Below are 19011 nucleotides of genomic sequence, written 5' to 3' on the forward strand. Positions count from 1 at the left end.
GACTCGCTGACGCCATCGCGAAAAGATGCTTGACCGTGAGCCGCTGGGGGCGGGCGGTCGAGGTTCGAGCGATCCAGGCCGTGGGCGGCAGGGTGGAGCCGGATACCTTGGGCTTGTCCAAAATAATCCTACCGAACTGAGCCGCGACGACCGAGGGTCGTCGGCAGGATTCTCAACTACCAGACCGGAACTCGCGCGGGGTGGAGCTACCTAAAGGTTGGTATTGAACCGACCTCCTGACTAACCGGAAGACTGACAGCGTCATGTAGGGCCACTTCGGAGTGTCGCAGGCGAGCTGTGCTTCGTAATATCGAGCACATGACCCTCGATCCGACTGATGCGCAGCAACTTCAGGCTGCTCATCTCGTGAAGCAGATAAGTGATCGCCACGCAGGCCGCCGCGACTACGGCATGGGCGACGGCTGGGTACTTGGCATACTCTTCGACCAAGTCGGACTAAACATCGATTCGAAGCGGTGGGCAACACTTCAACTTGTTCGAGCAAACTGTCTATGCGACGAGGTGACATCGCGGGCGATGGACGAGGCCTGGGTTCTCGACAACTCCCCCGAAGCGCTCATCCCCGCCAGTGAATGGCTGGAGGCATTTGGGGCGACAGGATATCTGAGCGACTGGGATGATCCAGTACCGCAGCCGACTAGCACGATGACGGTCTACCGAGGAGCACCTGTCGATCGGCGTTGCGGCCTGGCATGGAGCGAAGAACGTGATGTCGCCCAAGTCTTTGCCGACGACGCCAGCCGCCGTGAGTTGCCTAGTGCAATATTCGTTGCCGACGTTGAGCCGTGGCGAGTCAAAGCACGATACCGATCTCGCAGTGAGAGCGAAGTGATCGTCGACACTCGTGGACTCATCATGGCAAGCGAAGGACAGGATGATCTAGAACCCTGTTGATCGGTAGGCCGCCAGATAATCAGAGCCGACGATCGAGAACGGACCGACGGCTTGCCACTCACCGGGCGACGTCGTTGGGGCCTGACTTACCTAGCACGGGTTCGGACTGGACGCATCCGCACTTCGCGGACCTAAGTGGCACTAGTCCACTCACCACGACGGCAGACTCAGCCATGCCGCACTCCGCCGCAACGAAGGCCACGACGCCTGATCGTCAGCTACCGGAAATCTCGGGATTTTGTTTTGGCGGCGAGTGGGAGGGGTTGGAGTTTTTCGGCGTTGAGGTTGACTACTTGGCCGGTGCGTTGGATGCGGCCGGTGACGATGACGGCGGCTGCGCCGCGGGCAACCTTGGCGTTGGCGGTCCAGGCGCCGATGGAGACGACGATGTTGGACATGCCGGTTTCGTCTCTTCGACGTTGATGAAGGTGACGCCGGAGGCGGTATTCAGCTTGCCAAGCAGCCCTGCGCTCTTGCTCGCAGGCAGGGCAGCTTGGCAACGACGCCATTCATCAACTCGACGATTGAAGCGCAGGTCGCAGACCGGACATTTCCACCCCACCTCCCGCCGTCCAGACACCCCCACGGTCTCCCACGAGGCGGAGTCATTCCTCTCCTGATCCCACCAGCGCAGCACGGGCAGCCCAGAGTCTTTGAGCAGCTCCTTACGCCGCGGCCCTGACACGTTGGCCGTCTGACGGTCACGGCGAGGATTGGACTGGCATGAGCAGCCGAAGCTCAGATCGGATAAGCGAGTCGCCGAAATCCGCTGACAGAGCCGGCACCGCACCCGATGTGGATCGTCATGCAATGAAGGCTGGGTCAGTGACCCGAGATAATCGAACCCGCTCGCCTCGGCGTGCGAGCGAACCTCTTCTTCACTGGCTGCCGAGACCGGGAGTCCTTGTAAGGCTCTGGTCGTTTGTGCCCAGCCCCTCCAGAAACACGCCCGGCAGACCGGTTCGCCGAGTTTGTTGCGGTCCAGGACGTACTCGAGCCGATAGTGCGCCTCACAGTCACAGACCAGGCACCTGGTCAGCCGCCAACTGGTCAACTTGACGAAGGCCTCGAGTGGCTCGATCCCGCCGAGGCGAAGCACCGCGGTGATGTGTTCGTCGCACCAACTGGGTCGCGTCCTCGTCTTGAACACAGCCGCCCTCCTGCAGCCAACCTCGGAGCAGGTCTGTCCAGTAGCGCTCACGCCCCAATCATCCCATCAGGCTCATCGAGCCTTAGATCTGCACAGGAGCCTGTGCAGTTACACGTAACACCGGCGGTTCCAGCGCGATGGGAGACACATCGCTTCGACAGGCCGTCCCGGAGAGACGGGACAGGATCGTGCTGCCACAGGGAACTGGTTGCAGACCGTCGGAGGGCGTGATGAAGGCAACCTCACCCTCGCCCACACAGTGGCCCAGGAATTCCAAAACCGCCGATTCACCCCAGAATCCATCCGCCCAATGGCCGACCGCCCCCTCCACCCCTCCGAAGTCCCCGTCCGCTACGTCACCCGGCCCCGGCACTGGAGCCGAAGATCGCCTAGTAGGGCAACGTGTTGTCTGAGGCATCTTCTCCGCCCGCTGATGTCGTCGGCAGGCCGGCGGCGACCTCCCGCTCAGGAGATGCTGCAGGCGGGGCGGCCTGGGACTCCAGATGTCCTTTGCGCTTCCAGTTCGCGACGAGAGGTCTGATGTCGACACCGACCGCCGTACACATGCCCTTGAAATGCTCCTCGTCGCAGGTCCAGATGAAACGCAGGACCTGGCCTAGTTCGTCGGGGACGTTCGCCGAGAAGGACACCGAAGGGTTCGGTTCCTCTCGGTGCGATGAGCCATGAGCGAAGCGAACGACGCGCTGAGTGAGTTCCTCGGGGACTTTCGCCTGTTTGGCGGTGCTCTCGATCTTGCCCTGGAAGTCACCGCCCGTCGGCGATCTGAACGCCACGAACCCTTCGAGCAGCCGGCGGGCGGCGTTGCCGAGCAGGATCAGGTCAGAGGTGTTGCTATCGGTCACTGCCTCGGCGATGCGATAGAAGATGTAGTGATAGTCCGTCGGCTGATTGAGCAGCCTCTCCGGCATTGCTCGGAGATTCACCCGACGGTCGCCGGCGGGGCCGTCACAGACTCTCGTCTCCAGAAACTGGATCCGGGGGAACTTGATCTCCTCCTGGTCGTTCTTGCCGATCGCACCGCGTGAAGCGCGCAGTAGTTTCTTGTACCGCATCAGGAACAGCCGGAACAGCTCGTAGTCGTGGGTCAGCACGACGACCTGACCGAATCTCTTGGTCCGCTCGTCCACCAGGGCGTACGCGGCGAAGAGCGCGTCTTTGTCGAGGCCGGTGACCGGGTCGTCGATCACGACAAGGTCGTTGTCCGGAGTCACGCCGTCCGCCTCGAGGCTCCGCAAGAAGTACAGGAGCGCCAGACAGTGTCGCTCGCCCTCGCTCAGATGCAGCGCCGGACCGTTGTTCCGTAGTACTTCGTAGCTGGTCCCATCCGCAGTCACTCGCAGCGACAGATGCACGTGCCCGAAAGCGTCCGCGAGGTCGTCGTTAATTAGCTCCGCCGTCTTGCCCACATCATGTTGCTGGCTCCGCAACTTCTCACTCTCCAGTTGCAATTGCTTGATGCGGTTCTCGAGGCGAACGCCAGCGTTCTTGGCAGCCGGCTCGGTACGCAGGGCGCGGGCGTAGTCGGCTCGGAAAGGCTCGACCAGGTGTGCGATCAGACGGGCTTCTGTCTGCGCTCGCAGACCGGTCTGACTCCCGACATCCGTGTTGTGGCCGACCACTGATCCGGCCAGCTCGTTGAGATCTATCGGAGCAGGTGCCGTCGGCAACGGTTCGAGAACCGGGCGGTAGGGGTCGGTTGTCCTTTTGCCGACCAGCACCGCCAGTGCGTCAAGATACGAGCTCCAGTTGTCGATAGGTACCTTGAGCTCATCCAGCGCGGCTTGGTAGCCAGACCGCTGGTCAGGAAGGACATCATCCGGCGATGGAAGGCTCTCGCGCCAGGCTGAGAGAGCTTGACTCGTTCGAGCAAGGTCCTCCGCTGCCTGCTTCAGATCCGCCTGCAGAGCACTCAGCGACTGGTCGAAATGTTCAGCGTAGGCATCACGCGTCTTTGCCGAGAGCACACCGTCGTTACAGAACCTGCATGGATCGCCGCCTGCCGGGTGCAACGCCAGGCCGACCTGTACCCAGTCCGCCAGCGCGCGGTCGGCTTCCAGAGCTGCGCTTATCCGACTGGTCAGCTCCCGCGCAGCAACCTCGGCCACCCGGGCCGCCAAGACGCTGGCCGCGCCGGTCGGATCTGGTGGGACCTTCAGCGATTCGAACTCTTCGGCCGACAAGAACTCGACATCCGCGGCGACCTGGTCGTCGGCGAGAACCACCGCTGGCGGGTCGATCAGCGCCTTGTGTGCCTTGGCAATGGTGTAGATCTGAGTCGTGTATCGGTTTGGCAAGACCGGACCGAGAACGTCGAGAACTCGACGCTTGGCGTCCCCCTTGAGCTTGTCGACGCGGCCGGCAGACTCCTTGCCTGCGGCCATCACCGCGACGAGCCTTACCCGCTGCCGTTCAACCTCCTGCTCGAGCTCACGACGAGAAGACTCCGCAGCGACGTTCGCGGCGCCCAATTTGAGAATTCCGGCAGAGGATCCGTTGCCGTCGAGAAAGAATGCCAGGTGCTCCTCGATGTAGTACCTGTTGAAGACGCGGACGCACCCGCCGACGGCAGCCGATAGGGCTCCCTTGCGCCAGCCGTTGTTCTCGAAGTACTCGGCCGTCAGAGCTACATCACCGCGGGCCGCCTGTCGGAGCAACTCTGCGAAGGTGGTCTTGCCAGTTCCGTTGCGGCCGTAGACGAAGGTCTTCGCGCCCAGGCAGCAGTCAGTGAACAGATCGTCAGCGATACCGCGAAAGGTTTGGTCCGGTGCAACAAGGCGCACCTTGACCGATGCAATCGATGTCATGCTTCCCCCACCACACGGCTCAGCCGTGCGTGCTTCAGAACTAGGCGAAATGGCGGCGCACCGCGGCAACCTGTCTGTGCAGGTCGCGGGCGCGTCGAAGCTGCCGACGTGATGATCGGCCTCGACGCCAGATGCGTTCCTACCCGAGGAAGCCGGTGCTCCCGAGTTCTGTCCCCCAAGAGAACCGCTGCTGCTGCAGCGGCGCCTCTACTGTCAGTAGCCACTATGCTCCGCAGAGACCCACTTGCCAAGCCCTGAACGCACTTTTGGTCACAGCGAGTACTGACAAGACAATTCCTAATTCTGCCTTCCATCCAGGGCGGCGTTGGCGACATGACGTCTGTATCGTCCTTGCGTGGACAGTTCCAGGGCCTTTCCGCCGGCGCTGGCGCCGCTGTGCACGGCGGCTGTCCACTGGGCAGCCGGTGAGCAAAGTACGGGTCGGGCCGTGACCGACGCCCAGCGGGGGGCGCTGGCTGATCTGCTCGGGCTTGACCGGCTTCCTGCGGAGTTCACGGAGGTCAAGCTGACCAACAGCTCGTTGTCTTCTCTTTACTTCCCTCCATACCGCCCACTCGACAGGCCGGCTCGCGCCGGAGACTGACACTTGACTGTCCACCGTGAGCGTCGACCTACCTGAAAGGAACCGTGGTTCGATTCCCGAGAGTCCTGGATTTCGCCGAGAATCGTGCTGATGCCCGCACGGACGAGGCCGAGCGCTGGGCCCACGTCAGCGCCTCGACCGGCTACTGAACCAAGAAGTCCTCGATCAAGGAGTTCACCTCGACCGGGTTCTCCAGCGCCGCGAGGTGCGCCGTGTTCTCCAGTACGGCGAACCGCGCGCCGGGAATCGCGTCGGCCATCGCCCGCGACTCCGCGACCGGGAACGTCGCGTCCTCGCGGCCGGCCACGACCAGCACCGGTGCCTTGATGGACCCGAACAACTCTCGCTGGTCCGGCCGCTTGGGGACGACACTGGTGACCGCGTGCCGCACCGACCCGACGTCGGCCTGGGAGGCCAGATCGTTGACGAAGGCAACGCATTCGGGCCGGTCGCGCTTGCTGGTCGGGCCTAGGAACGCGTCGCGGACGGGACCGACCAGCGGGCCGCGTAGCCCGCCCAGCAGGCGCGCGGTGACGACCAGCATCGGGTACTCGAGCCGGTGCCGCAGGCCCGCCGGGGAAGCGGTCGCGTTCATCAGGACGGCGCGATCGATCCGGTCAGGATGCAGCGCGGCAAAGGTCCCACCGATCATCCCGCCCCACGAGTTACCGAGCAGGTGGGCGCGGTCGATGCCGAGGGCATCGAGAATCTGCACCACGACTTGGGCGCACTCGGTGAAGCTGAACTCCCGCGTCAACGGGCTGCTGCCCCCGTGCCCCGGCGGGTCCACGAGGACGACGCGGAATCGGTCCGCGAAGTACGCCGCCTGCGCGTTCCACAAGGTCCCGTCCATCAGCAGACTCGGCCAGCAGACCATCGCCGGCCCCTCGCCCCCGACCCGCAGGTGGATCCGCCCGAGCACCGTCTCGACGTACTGGTCTTCCATGAGCGGGACCTTAAGCCCCAAGAAGCCGCAGCGCTACTTCGGTGGCGAGATCACGTCGAATGTGAAGCCCAGCAAGACCCGGCGACCACCGCTAGGCTCGGATTAACTCGTTGCAGTTAGAAGGGCGGTCACCTGTTCCGCGGATCTGCGGGTTGCGTCGGCGAGTGTTTGCAGCATTTGGTAGATCCGGATCATCGGTCGAGGTGCCATGCGTTAGGCCCGCGTCCCACCAGGCCATCAGCTTCTCGAGTCGAGTTCCCCGACCTCGGGAAGGCCTGCGTCGCCAACTCAGCCAGCTTGACGCCACCGCCGGCTTCGTCGACGGGTCAACCGTCACCGTGTTGAGCCGACTGACATCGATCATCAACCCCGGCTTCAGCACCTTCGGCTCGTCTGACATGGCACCGGGGGCGCGCGCCCCCGATTTCGCCGGCTCTGATCCGGATGGTCCGGGCTCGGGCGCTACTCCCCCACGCCGGTGCCCAACTGGAGCAGTGACGGCCGGCGGCGTGTTAACAGTGGGGTACCTGGGATTGGCTGTAGACGCTTGCAGAGTGGACAAATCCGGTGAGCGTTCCGGCTTCGATCTTGAACCAGCGATCTGAGGCGTAGTTGGCTCTCGGGGGCCGCAGCATCTGGTGATCTGACCAGCACAACATCTGGACAGATGCGCGATTCGGAATCCGGCCCACGACGTGAGAGTTGGTCGTGCTGTCAGACCAAACCGTCACATCCGACTCTCCATGCATGAAGACACACGGGCCGCTCTCGCAGTGAGGGTCGCCGGCGAACCTACGGGTCAGTGTTACCCCACCGAACGCGCCAGCCGCGATGACACCGACGACCAGCCCAAGTACGGTCGCTCGACGTCGAGTCAGCCAACGCAACTCGGCCGCGGGCCAACCGACGACCACCTCGTTCGACTTCTCCTTGGCCGGTCCTCGGAGCGGCTGCGGCGCTTCACCACCACGCACCAGATCCCGGGTGTCTTGCCAGTCGTCCAGCCATGAACGAACATCACCGTCGCACGCCATGACGTAAGCCTCGACGGTCTCCCAACTTGGCAGATGGTCTCCACCCGCAGCCTCCGACAAGGCCGTGCGCGACCGGCCAGTACGGCGCTGCATCGACAAATAAGTCGGAGAGCCCGCAGACTTCCGCAGTTCGCGAAGCCTGCTCGCGAACTCCGCGATCGGACCGCCAGCCGGGTCCAGCGGGCGTTCTGGCCGTGACAAGACTCCCCCTCCACCTTGCCGGTATGCATCTTGACCGTCGCAGCAGGTAGTCAAGTATTGATGACCGTCGCCGGATCGGACAACGTCGAACGGCCCTACAACTGAACTGCTGAGCCATTCAGCCAAGGGGCCCTGGCACCGGCCGGGGACGTTGAGGGAGGTCTCCATGGGAATCTCGAACAAACGATCCAACCAGCGGCGAGCCGCTGTCGCCACAGCAGGCGCGGCCGTCCTGATTGCCAGCTTGGCCGTTGCATCCGCGGGTCCTGCGCAGGCCAGCCCGTGGAACTGTCCGGTGAGCGGCAGCGGCGTGAGCCGTTCGACGATGTGCTGGAACGGCACAGGGTCGTACCGGGTCGCGATCCAGTGCAAGAACATCTACACCGGCCTGTGGAGCAAGGACGTGTACGGTCCTTGGATCAAGATCACCGAGGCCAAGCCTTCCGTGGCCTGGTGCGACTGGTGGTCTGAGTCGGTGATGAACGCCTGGGCGCAGACAAAGGACTGACGAGGCGCCATTTGAGCGAGTCTTAACGAGCGAACTGCTAAGCGGCCGCCAGCATCGAGTGTGGCGTGAGCCTGGTGACCTCCACGGGCATGGCAGTCACCAGGCATCCGCGAGGACGGGGAACCGCCGACTTCCTCGCGGGCAGACCAGGACGACGAACTTCGCATCAACAATGTCGGTAGCGCGCTCTATGGTCGGCAGATGTGCATCTTTCAGCCTCAGGCTCAGAGGTTCTCGTTGTGATTGAGCCGATGACGTCCATGGCGGCGGCCATCTCAGGCGGCATCGTCAAGGTGGCGACGCGGTCCGCGAGCGTCTTGATCAAGTCAGGTCTGGCCTGGCTTGTGGTGCTGTCGATCTACCGTCAGCAGACCCCTGCCGAGGTGTTGCAGTCTGCCGTCGACTGGTCCGGTGCCGAGTTGTCGTTGACACCCGTAGTGGACTGGGTTCACACCAGAGGAAGCGTGATCGAAGCGTTCGCTCTCTTTGTCCTGTCCGTGTCCATCTCGGGTGTCCGGTTCGGATCCACCTCGTGGACCAGCACGCACGGTCCGATGGGGATGAGCCTCGGTGTCATCCTTCTTGTCGAGACTGGCGCTCCGAACATCGCGCTGGTCGTCGCGATGACAGCCGGGCCGCTGTTCGCGACAGCCCTCGAGCGAGATATCGGTAGCGGGGCCGTTGTCTTCGTCTCCCCCTGGATCTACCTCATCGCTCCCGCAGTCGTTCTATCCGACCTCCTCGGATTCAGAGGCGCCGCAAGCAAACAGCGATCTCACCATCAAGCGCGCCTGGACAGGACTGGCCCGGCTGCATCTCGTGCCGCACGCGTTGGTGGTGAGGGCTTCCTGGGATCGCCTGTGGATGTCTGATGGCGGCAGCGCCCCGCCAGTTGCTCGTACCTCGCAGGGCGCTGCTGGTCCAACTGCTACAGGAACGGCGGGTACGTCGGGTTCGCGCCGTCCTCGCCGGTGATCTCGTTCAGGACCTCGTCCTCGATCTTCGTACCTGACTGGTCGGTCAGATACTCGGGCTCAGCGGACTGGCCGGGTGCCGAGGCTTCCTTCTTCGGTGACATCTGATTTCCTTCTTCGCTGAATGTGATTGGCTGTATCAGTTCGCCATCGAGCTCTTCAGTTCGACCGACACCGGTACCTCCGAGTAGCTCAGGACTTCCAATCCCTGCCCACTGCTCGCCGCCGGGATGAAGGTCATGAACATGTCGAGGCGAACGATCGTGAAGTACCTCGCGCGTGCGCCGCCCGGGCGCCCGAACTGGGCCACGTCGCCACCGCCGGCGCGCAACGTCCCGCGGAAACCGAAGCCGAGGAACCTTGATCCGCGGCTCAAGGACCCGCGGAGGCTCGATCGATCGGCAACAAGAGGCCTATGTGGTCGATTGGGGCTACCGGCTCTGGTGGGTTCAGGGGCTTGAACCCACCACCATCCCGGTGCCAGTGCTGCGCTCAGCCCTTGCCTACCAGTCGATGCGCGGCAGCGAAGGCGGCGCCCGCAGCCACCATCCCGGCCACGATCGCAGCCGCAACCGGCTGGTGTGCCAGGTAGGTCAGGACGCCGATCGAGACACCGAGCACTAGGGCCAGGAGCATCAGCACGGTAGTGCGGAGGGAGAAGGGGGGATCGGGCTCGTTCGAGTCCGGGGTCGAGTTGTCGATCTGGTCGGACATGGTCACTTTGGTGTCTCCCAACAGACGGTGGAGCAGGTTTGCCTGCGACTATTGAGCCACTAGCGCGCACCATCTGTGGGGGAACCGAACGATGCCGAACGATGCCGAACACCCGCCCGAGGGCGACGAACGGATAGCCAGGTTCGCGGGATGGCTCCGGAGCCTGCATCTGGAGGCTGGCGAGCCTTCGCTGAGCGAGATCTCCAAGCTGAGCGTGGGAAAGTTCGGAATCCACATCAGCAAGGCGTCCCTCTCCGAGTGGCTGACCGGCAAGCGCCTACCGCCGTGGGAGAAAGTCGAGCACCTCGCGCGGTTCCTCGGAGGTGAAGAGGGCGTCAACGAGTGCAAACGCCGCTGGAGGATCGCTCGTGGGGAAATCGCTGAACCTGACCGGCGGTGGCCGGTGTGGATTGGGAGCAAGTTGACTCGTCCCGACTCGTTCCAGCCTCGCCAGGTCGAGCGCGCGGCACTGGCCGCCGCGGGAGTAACAGGACGGGCCGCGATCGTGTCAGGGTTCCCCGGCACAGGAAAGACACATCTGGCCGCCGCCTACGCCGCCGAGCTAATGCCTCATGACGCGGCCGACAGCAGCAAGTGCATGGTGGACCTCACGGTATGGGCACCGGCCGGCAAGCGCGTCGACATCGTCACAGCGTACGCGGCCGCAGCGGCTCAGGTTGGGATCGGTGACCCTGCAGATCCCGACGAGACCGCGCACAAGTTCCTGGACTGGCTGGACATCACCGACGCCCGCTGGCTGGTCGTTCTCGACAACGTCACGGACGCGAAAGCCGTCGCGGGCCTGTGGCCAGTCCCGCGTCCGGGGACAGGACAGGTGATCGGCACCACCTCCCGCACCGACAGCACCCTCTTCGAAGGCCGCGACAAGGTTCTCCTTGAGGCGTTCACCGATGATCAAGCGAACACCTACCTGAATGAGGCCCTGAATCCCAGCCTGTCCGACGATCCCGCAAGTGTCGCTACAGCCCTGCAACGGCTGCCCCTGGCGCTAGCTCACGCCGTCGCCTTCATGAACGACAGACACCTACGCTGCGCCAGCTACCGCGACCTGTTCGACAAGAGAAAACACAGCCTCCAAGACCTGTTTCCCGACGAAGCGGAACTGTTCGGGCGCGAGGCACTGCTCACAGTCGCGGCAACCATGTCCCTGGCCATCGACCGCGCGAACCAGGCCAAACCGGCTGGAGTCGCAGGGGCCTTGCTGGAGCTGGGCTGTCTACTTGATCCGAATGGGATCCCACTTGACGCCTTCCACACCCTCCCTGCACATGCATACATTGCTGGTCGAACAGACCTTGAGATCGACGACGTCACCGCCCTAGTTGTGACCAGCGCCCTGGCCAACCTTGACAGATTCAGCATTGCCACTCGCGATGCCCACGCCATCCGCATTCATGCGCTTGTGCAGCATGCGGCTCACGATCTGCTTCTCGGCATCCCCACACTTGCCGACTCGGCCACGATCATCGCGGCCGAGATGCTTATCGCTGTTTGGCCAGACGTCGAACGCGATCGATACCAAGCGCAGCTCCTTCGCGCCAACACCACCACACTCGCAAGCACACTTCATGAACGGGTTTTGTGGGGACATGGCAGTGGCGCGCATCCAGTTCTGTTCAGGGCTGCCCGCAGCCTCGGGCGAGCTGGACTTCTCGCTGACGCGATCGAGGCCTACCGCGCCCTTCACGTCAGAGCGCTAGAACGATTGGGGCCTGACCACCTGGAGACACTCGGTATTCGCGGCAATCTCGCGTATTGGCGCGGCGTCGCCGGCGATGCCGCGGGCGCGGCAATCGCTTCCGAGGCCTTGTTCAAAGATCGCCTGCGTGTACTCGGCCCTGACCACCCGGATACCCTCAAGTCCCGTAGCAGCCTCGCGCACTGGCGTGCTGAGGCCGGCAACCCAGCTGGCGCAGCAGCCGGGTTCGCGGCCTTGAAGAACGATCACCTTCAAGTTTTGGGGCCTGATCACCCAGATACGCTTGTCACCCGGAACAACCTCGCAGTTTCACGGGGGATGGCCGGTGATCCAGCAGGGGCCGCGGCCGAGCTCGAATCCTTACTTGATGACCGCCTCCGGGTCTCGGGATCTGATCACCCCGAGACGCTCCGAACCCGCAGCAACCTCGCCGACTGGCGTCGCCTGGCCGGGGACCCAGCCGGAGCTCTAGTCGAGTTCGCTGCCCTACTTACGGACCTGGAACGCGTCCTGGGAGCCGAGAACCCCTACACGCTTGATACCCGCGGCAGACTCGCATCCTCGCGCGGCGAAGCCGGGGACCTTAACGGAGCTGCTGAAGCATTCAAGGCCCTGCTCGCCGACCAGTTACGGATCGTCGGACCTGATCATCCCGACACCCTCAGTATCCGCAACAACATTGCCCACTGGCTCGGGCGCGCCGGGGACCCAGCCAAGGCGGCCGTCCTCAGCGAGGCTGTGCTCAAGGACCGCCTCCGGCTCCTCGGACCCGAGCACCCCGATACCCTCCAGAGCCGGAGTAATCTCGCCGCTTGGCGTGGTGAGGCTGGCGACCCGGCCGGAGCCATAGTCGAGTTCGATGACCTCCTCGCCGATCAGATACGAATCTTGGGGCCTGACCACCCCGGCACTTTCAACAGCCGCAGCAACCGTGCCTCCTGGCAGGGCCAAGCTGGCGACCCGGCCGGAGCCGCAGCGAGATTCGACGAACTACTCGCCGACGAGCTCCGCGTTCTAGGACCAGACCACCCCGAGACTCTCGCCACACGAGGAAATCATGCTGGATGGAGCGGGCAGGCCGGAGACCTAGCTGGGGCTAAGGCCGGGTACGAGAAACTGCTCGCTGACCGTCTCCGAATCCTAGGTCCAGACCACCCCGACACCCTGCTGACCCGTGAAAATCTTGCCTATTGGAGGCAACAATCCCTGCGGGATCGCTAGCGGATTGATTCCGGCGGCGTGTTCGACCCCACCAAGGCTTCGAATGATTCCGATCGGAACGGCGATCGCGCTTTCACCTAGCGGAAGTCTCGGGATTTGGTTTTGGCGGCCAATGGAAGCGACTGGAGCTTTTCGGCGTTGAGGTTGACGACTTGGCCGGTGCGTTGGATGCGGCCGGTGACGATGACTGCGGCGGCTCCGCGGGCGACTTTGGGGTTGTGGTTCCAGGCGCCGATGGAGATGACGATGTTGGACATGCCGGTCTCGTCTTCGAGGTTGATGAAGGTGACGCCGGAGGCGGTGGCCGGGCGTTGGCGGTGAGTGATGACTCCGGCGACGCGGACGCGTGAGCCGTCGTCGGCTTGGCGGAGGTCGGCGGCGGACAGGATGCCTTGTTCTTTGAGCCAGCCGCGGATGCGTTGGATGGGGTGGCTGGTGGGGGTGATGCTGGTGGACCAGAGGTCGGCCATGTCGGTCTCGATCTCGGTCATGCCGGGCAGCATCGGTGGTGGGCCGGCGGCGGTGATGCCGGGGAGTCGGTCGGGGCGTTCTTCGGCGGCGGCGCCGGCTTGCCAGATGGCTTGGCGACGGTCGAGGCCGAAGCTGTCGAACGTTCCGGCGGTGGCGAGCGCGTCGACTTGTTTGGCGGTGATGCCGGTGCGCCGGACCAGGTCGGCCATCGACGCGTAGGGACCGTTGGTGTCGCGTTCGGCGACGATCCTCTCGGCGTCCTTCTCGCCGATCGAGCGGACGTCGGTCAGGCCAAGCCGGACCGCGTAGGCGCCATCGCGACGATGCGTGGCCGTGGTGAATGGCGCGTTGAGGTCGAACGGCCCGACGACAGGTTGCGGGTCAACGAGGCAAGCTGGATCGCCGGTCGGGCCGGTGAGTTGCTGGCCGTCGACCAGGGGCTCGAGGGTGGCGTTGATGCCGGAGCGGTCGAGGTCTGGGCGGCGGGTCTCGACACCGTGGTGGCGGGCGTCGGCGACCAGCGATTGGGGCGAGTAGAAGCCCATCGGCTGCGCCCGCAGGAGCGCGGCGAGGAAGGCGGCTGGGTAGTGGAGACGGAACCAGGTGGAGGTGTAGACCAGTAGGCCGAAGCTGATCGAGTGCGATTCGGCGAACCCGAAGTTCGCGAACGCCTCGATCTTGTCGTAGATCTCCTCCGCCAACTCGCCGGTGATCCCGTTGGCCGCCATGCCGTCAAACAGTTTGGTCTTCAAGGAGGAGATTTTCTCGATGCCGCGTTTGGAGCCCATCGCGCGGCGCAGTAAGTCGGCCTCGTCGCCGTCGATGCCGCCGACGGCCATCGCCATCTGCATCAACTGCTCCTGAAACAGCGGCACCCCGAGAGTCCGCTCAAGGACCGGTTGGAGTTTGGGGTGGAGGTAGGTGATGGGCTCTTGGCCGGTGCGGCGCCGGATGTAGGGGTGAACGGCGCCGCCTTGGATCGGACCGGGCCGGATCAAGGCGATTTCGGTGACCAGGTCGTAGAACCGGCGCGGCAACAAGCGGGGCAAAGTGGCCATCTGGGCGCGGGACTCGACCTGGAACACCCCGACCGAGTCACCGCGGCAGAGCTGGTCGTAGACACCGGCTTCTTCCTTCGGGATGGTGTGGAGCGACCATGCCTCGCCGGTGTGCTCGCGGACGAGGTCGATGCAGTACTGCAGGGCGGCGAGCATGCCGAGGCCGAGCAGGTCGAACTTGACCAGGCCCATCCAGGCGCAGTCGTCCTTGTCCCACTGCAACACCGTCCGCTTCTCCTTGCGGGCGTGCTCGATCGGCACCACCTCCCCCACCGGCCGCTCGGTCAGCACCATCCCGCCCGAGTGGATCCCCAAATGCCGCGGGAACTTCAGCAACTGGGTCGCCAGCGCGGTGACACGTGGCGGGATGTCGCCGTCTCCCCCGCCGCCGGCCGCGATGTCAGCGGACCAGCCGTCGACGTTCTTGGACCAGGCGTCTTGCTGGCCGACGGAGTAGCCGAGGGCTTTCGCGGCGTCGCGGATCGCGGACTTCGGCCGGTACGAGATGACGTTGGCGACCTGGGCGGCGTTGCGGCGCCCGTACTTGCCGTAGACGAACTGGATCACTTCTTCGCGCCGGTCGGAGTCGAAGTCGACATCGATGTCGGGTTCCTCGGTGCGGGTCGCGGCCAGGAACCGCTCGAACGGCAAGTCGTACAAGATGCTGTCCACCGCGGTGATCTCCAGCGCGTAACAGACTGCCGAGTTCGCGGCTGATCCTCTGCCCTGGTAGAGGATCTGCTTGGTGCGGGCGAAACGGCAGATGTCGAACACGATCAAGAAATAGCCGGGGAACCCACGCTCCTCGATCACCGCCAGCTCCCGATCCAGACGCCGGTAGGCGTCAGGGCGTTGCTCGCGGGTGCCGTAGCGGGTCTTCGCGCCGGTATAGGTGAGATGCCGCAACCAGCTCATCGGCGTCTGCCCCTCGGGCACATCCCGCAACGGCAGCTTCGGTTTGGCCCGGCGTAGATCGAACCCGAGCTGGGCGGCCAATGCCACCGAGTACTCGACCGCGCCGGGGTACCGGCGGAACTGTTGCCGCATCTCGGCGCCGGAGCGCAGGAACGCCATCCCAGCCGGCGGCAGCCACCCATCCATCGCGTCCAAGTCACGCCGCGCTCGTACTGCGGCTAGGGCCGCAGCGAGCTGGTGATCACGCGGGTTGGCATAGTGCACGTTGTTCGTCGCCACCACCGCCAATCCCCGTCCACGGGCAAGGTCGGCGAGAATCCGGTTGCGGGTCGAGTCAGTCGGCAACTGGTGATCGATCAGCTCGACCACCACCCGGTCAGTGCCGAACAGCGCAACCAGCCGGCCGAGCTCACGATCGGCGGCAGCCGGACCGTCTGCCGCTCCCCCGAGCTCCAGTGCCTGGCGTACCGCGCCTTTGCGGCAGCCAGTGAGCACGACCCAGTGGTCGCGACCGCGGGCGGCAAGCTCCTCGAGGTTGTAGACGGGCCGGCCCTTCTCGCCACCAGCGAGCTGGCCTTCGGTGATAGCGCCAGCGAGCCGGTGGTAGCCCTCCTGGCCCTCGGCCAGCACCAGCAGATGATCACCTTCGGGGTCCGCCACACCATTCTGCGGCCCCGACAAACCCAGGGACAACTCCGCACCGAACACCGTCGGCACACCGTGCGCCGTCGCGGCCTCCGCGAACCGGGCCGCGCCGTAGAAGCCGTCGTGATCGGTCAGCGCCAGACCATGCAGGCCGAGATCGGCCGCGGTCTCCACCAGCCGCTCCGGCTGCGACGCACCGTCCAGGAACGAGAACGTCGAATGCGCATGCAACTCGACGTACGGCACCGCTTCAGCGCGGAGCCGCGCCGCGCGATCGATCGGCGACTCCCCGTCAGCGGCCGGGACGTACGGGCCACGGTGCTGGCTCCACGCCGGTGAGTCACCGCCATCGCCAGCGGCGGGACGGCCGCCGTCGCTGCCCGGCCGCGACCGGTTCGACAGCCGCCGCTCCAGCTCCGACCACTTCACCGGCGGATTGTTGTAGCCCATCGATGTTCCTCCCGTTGACACCGAGACTAGAACATATGTTCGAACATCGGCTATCGTGGGTCCCATGCTTGGACGGTTCACGGTGCGCCCCTCAGACGCAGGCGACGGCACCTACGGCGTGTGGGACGGCGCGGTCAACGGCTGGCGCGTGGCCAACCTCGACAAGGCCGCAGCCGAGCAGATGAAGACCGATCTCGATCTGCAGTTCAACGCCCACGGGCCACGTCCGGCGGATGAGATACGCTCCGTCGACCCGCCCCAGCCCGTCGAGCACCTGGTCGCCTGGGAATCAGGGGAACTGGACGCATGGCTCCGCGAAGGCGGCCAATGGCTCGGCCGCGTCCGCGACCGCGACGGCCACCTCGCCTGGATCCCACAATCGGACCTACGGCCTGCCGGACAGGAGACCCCGTGATGGTAACGAGTGTGACCTGATGGCAGGTGGACCAACGATCAGGCTCGACGGCGGACCTGGGCACGGCCAGATCTACTTCGAAGCGGAGTTCCGCGATCGGATTAAGGCTGCACAGCGGATGCACCGCACCGAGCCGGATGCCGCTGGGTGGGCGCTCGGCTATGAACCCGGCGGGCCCTCCGCTGGCGGCGGGAGACTGTGGACTTGGCGGGGCGTCAACTGTCACCCTATCGATCTCCGGGACCCTGACTTGGCTCGCTACGGCGCCGTCTTTGCAGCCGAATTGCATGCCACACCTGCAACTGCCGCGTAGCAGGCTCGGTAGTACTACTCTCGCTCGGACTGCTATCGCAGGCGGCCGAGCAGATCCTGAACTGCAGCAGCCCATGCCGGGTCGTCGGGCTCTGCCCACAGCTCTCGCAGCTCAGAATTCTCGGCAATGACTCGCTCAGCTGCGCGCACTGCGAGCGGAACTAGCTCGACTAGGCCGGACCGGCCAACTGCCCAGCCGAGTGCCTTCTCGTTGTACGGGTTCGATGCAGTCGCCCGCCCGGCTGCAGCAGCGACAACCTCGGCCGCGGCGAGGGCCTCCACACCCTCGGAATACTCGAGATAGTGGACACAGTCAGGCCCGACCGCTCGCTCCAGCGCATCTCTCACGAGCTGTTCGTCGCCGGCATCCACCAAGCCAGCAGCCCAGTCAGCAGCCGCATCGTTGCCGAACACCGTTGCATCCCAAGTACCCATGACCGGCACCGTACCGTCAGCGGCCGAACCCGGTTACGCGGGCGTTGGCGCATGCTCACCCTTCCTGCCGGCAGGAAGCCCACGCACGCCAAACACCGCCAGACACTGCAGTTATCCACAGGTGAGACACCAGTGTCCAGCGTCATTGGGCGCAGAGTCAGTAGCGTGTTGGCCAAGAACAGATGGATCGGGTCGTCGACAGCGGCTTGGTTCGCCGCTAAATGTCCCCAAATGTCCTAGGTTAGGGTCTGTGTCGAAGGAACAGCTGCCGAAGTCACCTAACGAACGGCTGCGGAGGGCGATGGCGGAGCACGGGCTCACGAATCTCGCGCTCGCCGAAGAGCTCGATGTGAATGTGAAGACAGTCGTGCGCTGGATCACGGAGAGCCGCATACCGTACCCGAGGTACCGGTATCAGCTGGCGACCAGGTTCAAGGTCGACGAGTCGTACCTGTGGCCGGATGCGTTGCCGCGGAGCCGGGCCGTCGCGGTGTCGCAGAGCGAGATCGTCCAGGTGTATCCGCACCGCGCCGATATGCCCCGAGACGACTGGCTGCGGCTGTTCAAATCGGCCCAGGACGAAATCGGTGTCTTGGTGTACGCGGGGCTGTTCTTTGCCGAAGACACCGGGCTCGAGCGCATCTTGCTGAAGAAGGCGAAGGCGGGTGTGCGTGTTCGGGTGATGCTCGGTGACCCCAGCGATGCGCACATCGCTGAGCGGGGTGAGGAAGAGGGAATCGGCGATGGGCTCGCCTCGAAGATCCGCAACGCTCTCCTCCTCTTTCGAAAGCTCCGGGAGACGGAAGGCATCGAGTTCCGTCTTCATCGCACGGTGCTCTACAACTCGATCTATGTCGTTGACGACCAACTGCTGGTCAACACGCACATCTACGGCCTGGCGGCCGCACGTGCTCCGATCTGGCATTTGAAGAAAATTCCTGGAGGCGAGCTGGCGGCCCCCTACAGGGAGAGCTTCGAGGCCGTATGGGACCTCAGCGTTCCGCTGAGTGAGGAGGACTGATGGCCAGGAGAATCGACTACTACGACGATCCTGATGCGCCGGCCGCGAACAGCATGGTGCCGTCGACCAACGTCATCATCGAGAACGAGGCCGGTGAACTCTTGATGATCCGTCGCTCCGACAACGGCAACTGGGCCATTCCCGGAGGTGCGATCGACCTCGGCGAGTCACTCGCTCAGGCGGCGATGCGGGAGACGAAAGAAGAGTCGGGCATTGACTGCGAGGTAATCGATGTCGTGGGCATCTATACCGACCCCAAGCACATCATCCTCTACACCAGCAACGGTGAAGCGCGTCAGGAGTTCTCGATCGTCGTCCGAGCTAGAGCGACAGGCGGCGAACTCACCCCCAGCTCCGAGTCCACCGAAGTGCGCTGGATTTCCCGATCCGAGCTGCCGGATCTGACGATGGACCGCTCGATGCGACGGCGCATCGACTACTACCTCGAGAACCCGGGCACGCCCTACATCGACTGAT

15 protein-coding genes are annotated in these 19011 nt (G+C 64.3%); 7 read left to right on the forward strand and 8 right to left on the reverse strand.

Annotated features, from left to right (window positions below; translation table 11 throughout):
* Nucleotides 1–318: 318 nt before the first annotated feature.
* On the forward strand, nt 319–915 hold the full coding sequence (locus tag ABD116_RS21120; protein WP_343972686.1) for a hypothetical protein: 597 nt from the start codon (nt 319–321) through the stop codon (nt 913–915).
* Nucleotides 916–1133: 218 nt separating this feature from the next.
* On the opposite strand, the gene ABD116_RS21125 is transcribed toward ABD116_RS21120, so the two are convergent.
* From ABD116_RS21125 to ABD116_RS21135, 3 genes are all read right to left on the reverse strand, one after another.
* Nucleotides 1134–1313, reverse strand: a complete 180-nt coding sequence (locus ABD116_RS21125) for a hypothetical protein (protein ID WP_343972689.1) — start codon at nt 1311–1313, stop codon at nt 1134–1136.
* Between the two features lie 1141 nt (nt 1314–2454).
* On the reverse strand, nt 2455–4890 hold the full coding sequence (locus tag ABD116_RS21130; protein ID WP_343972692.1) for an AAA family ATPase: 2436 nt from the start codon (nt 4888–4890) through the stop codon (nt 2455–2457).
* Between the two features lie 746 nt (nt 4891–5636).
* A complete protein-coding gene (locus ABD116_RS21135) occupies nt 5637–6440 on the reverse strand; it encodes an alpha/beta fold hydrolase (protein ID WP_343972695.1) in 804 nt (267 codons plus the stop codon).
* A 1401-nt stretch (nt 6441–7841) separates the two neighbouring features.
* On the opposite strand from ABD116_RS21135, the gene ABD116_RS21140 reads away from it, so the two are divergent.
* Entirely contained in the window at nt 7842–8183 is a 342-nt protein-coding gene (locus ABD116_RS21140; RefSeq protein ID WP_343972699.1) for a hypothetical protein, read from the forward strand.
* 239 nt (nt 8184–8422) lie between these two features.
* Complete coding sequence (locus ABD116_RS21145; RefSeq protein ID WP_343972702.1) at nt 8423–9055, forward strand: hypothetical protein; 633 nt, start codon at nt 8423–8425, stop codon at nt 9053–9055.
* A 56-nt stretch (nt 9056–9111) separates the two neighbouring features.
* Here the strand turns inward: ABD116_RS21145 and ABD116_RS21150 are convergent, their stop codons facing one another.
* The 3 genes from ABD116_RS21150 to ABD116_RS21160 form a co-directional block, all read right to left on the reverse strand.
* Nucleotides 9112–9261: a hypothetical protein gene (locus ABD116_RS21150; RefSeq protein WP_343972705.1), complete on the reverse strand. Its 150-nt coding sequence runs from the start codon at nt 9259–9261 to the stop codon at nt 9112–9114.
* Nucleotides 9262–9296: 35 nt separating this feature from the next.
* Nucleotides 9297–9467 carry a hypothetical protein gene (locus tag ABD116_RS21155; protein WP_343972708.1) on the reverse strand — a complete coding sequence of 57 codons (171 nt, stop codon included), beginning with the start codon at nt 9465–9467 and terminating at the stop codon, nt 9297–9299.
* A 182-nt stretch (nt 9468–9649) separates the two neighbouring features.
* Nucleotides 9650–9871, reverse strand: coding sequence for a hypothetical protein (locus ABD116_RS21160; protein ID WP_343972711.1), 222 nt, complete (start codon nt 9869–9871; stop codon nt 9650–9652).
* A gap of 91 nt (nt 9872–9962) precedes the next feature.
* Here ABD116_RS21160 and ABD116_RS21165 point away from each other — a divergent pair, with 91 nt between their 5' ends.
* Entirely contained in the window at nt 9963–12812 is a 2850-nt protein-coding gene (locus ABD116_RS21165) for a tetratricopeptide repeat protein (protein WP_343972714.1), read from the forward strand.
* 77 nt (nt 12813–12889) lie between these two features.
* On the opposite strand, the gene ABD116_RS21170 is transcribed toward ABD116_RS21165, so the two are convergent.
* On the reverse strand, nt 12890–16351 hold the full coding sequence (locus tag ABD116_RS21170) for an error-prone DNA polymerase (RefSeq protein WP_343972717.1): 3462 nt from the start codon (nt 16349–16351) through the stop codon (nt 12890–12892).
* 64 nt (nt 16352–16415) lie between these two features.
* Here ABD116_RS21170 and ABD116_RS21175 point away from each other — a divergent pair, with 64 nt between their 5' ends.
* Nucleotides 16416–16766 carry a hypothetical protein gene (locus ABD116_RS21175; protein ID WP_343972720.1) on the forward strand — a complete coding sequence of 117 codons (351 nt, stop codon included), beginning with the start codon at nt 16416–16418 and terminating at the stop codon, nt 16764–16766.
* Between the two features lie 345 nt (nt 16767–17111).
* Here ABD116_RS21175 and ABD116_RS21180 read toward each other — a convergent pair whose 3' ends face one another.
* Complete coding sequence (locus ABD116_RS21180; RefSeq protein WP_343972723.1) at nt 17112–17513, reverse strand: DUF4259 domain-containing protein; 402 nt, start codon at nt 17511–17513, stop codon at nt 17112–17114.
* 250 nt (nt 17514–17763) lie between these two features.
* On the opposite strand from ABD116_RS21180, the gene ABD116_RS21185 reads away from it, so the two are divergent.
* Nucleotides 17764–18534 (forward strand): XRE family transcriptional regulator, encoded by a 771-nt coding sequence (locus tag ABD116_RS21185; protein WP_343972725.1) that lies wholly within the window; start codon nt 17764–17766, stop codon nt 18532–18534.
* The gene (locus ABD116_RS21190) at nt 18534–19010 is read left to right on the forward strand and encodes an NUDIX domain-containing protein (RefSeq protein ID WP_343972727.1); all 477 of its coding nucleotides are present in this window, start codon (nt 18534–18536) and stop codon (nt 19008–19010) included. Before ABD116_RS21185 ends, ABD116_RS21190 begins: the two co-directional genes overlap by 1 nt.
* The last annotated feature ends 1 nt before the right edge of the window (nt 19011 follow it).

The organism is Kribbella koreensis, from assembly GCF_039525325.1.
Classification (GTDB): Bacteria; Actinomycetota; Actinomycetes; order Propionibacteriales; family Kribbellaceae; genus Kribbella; species Kribbella koreensis.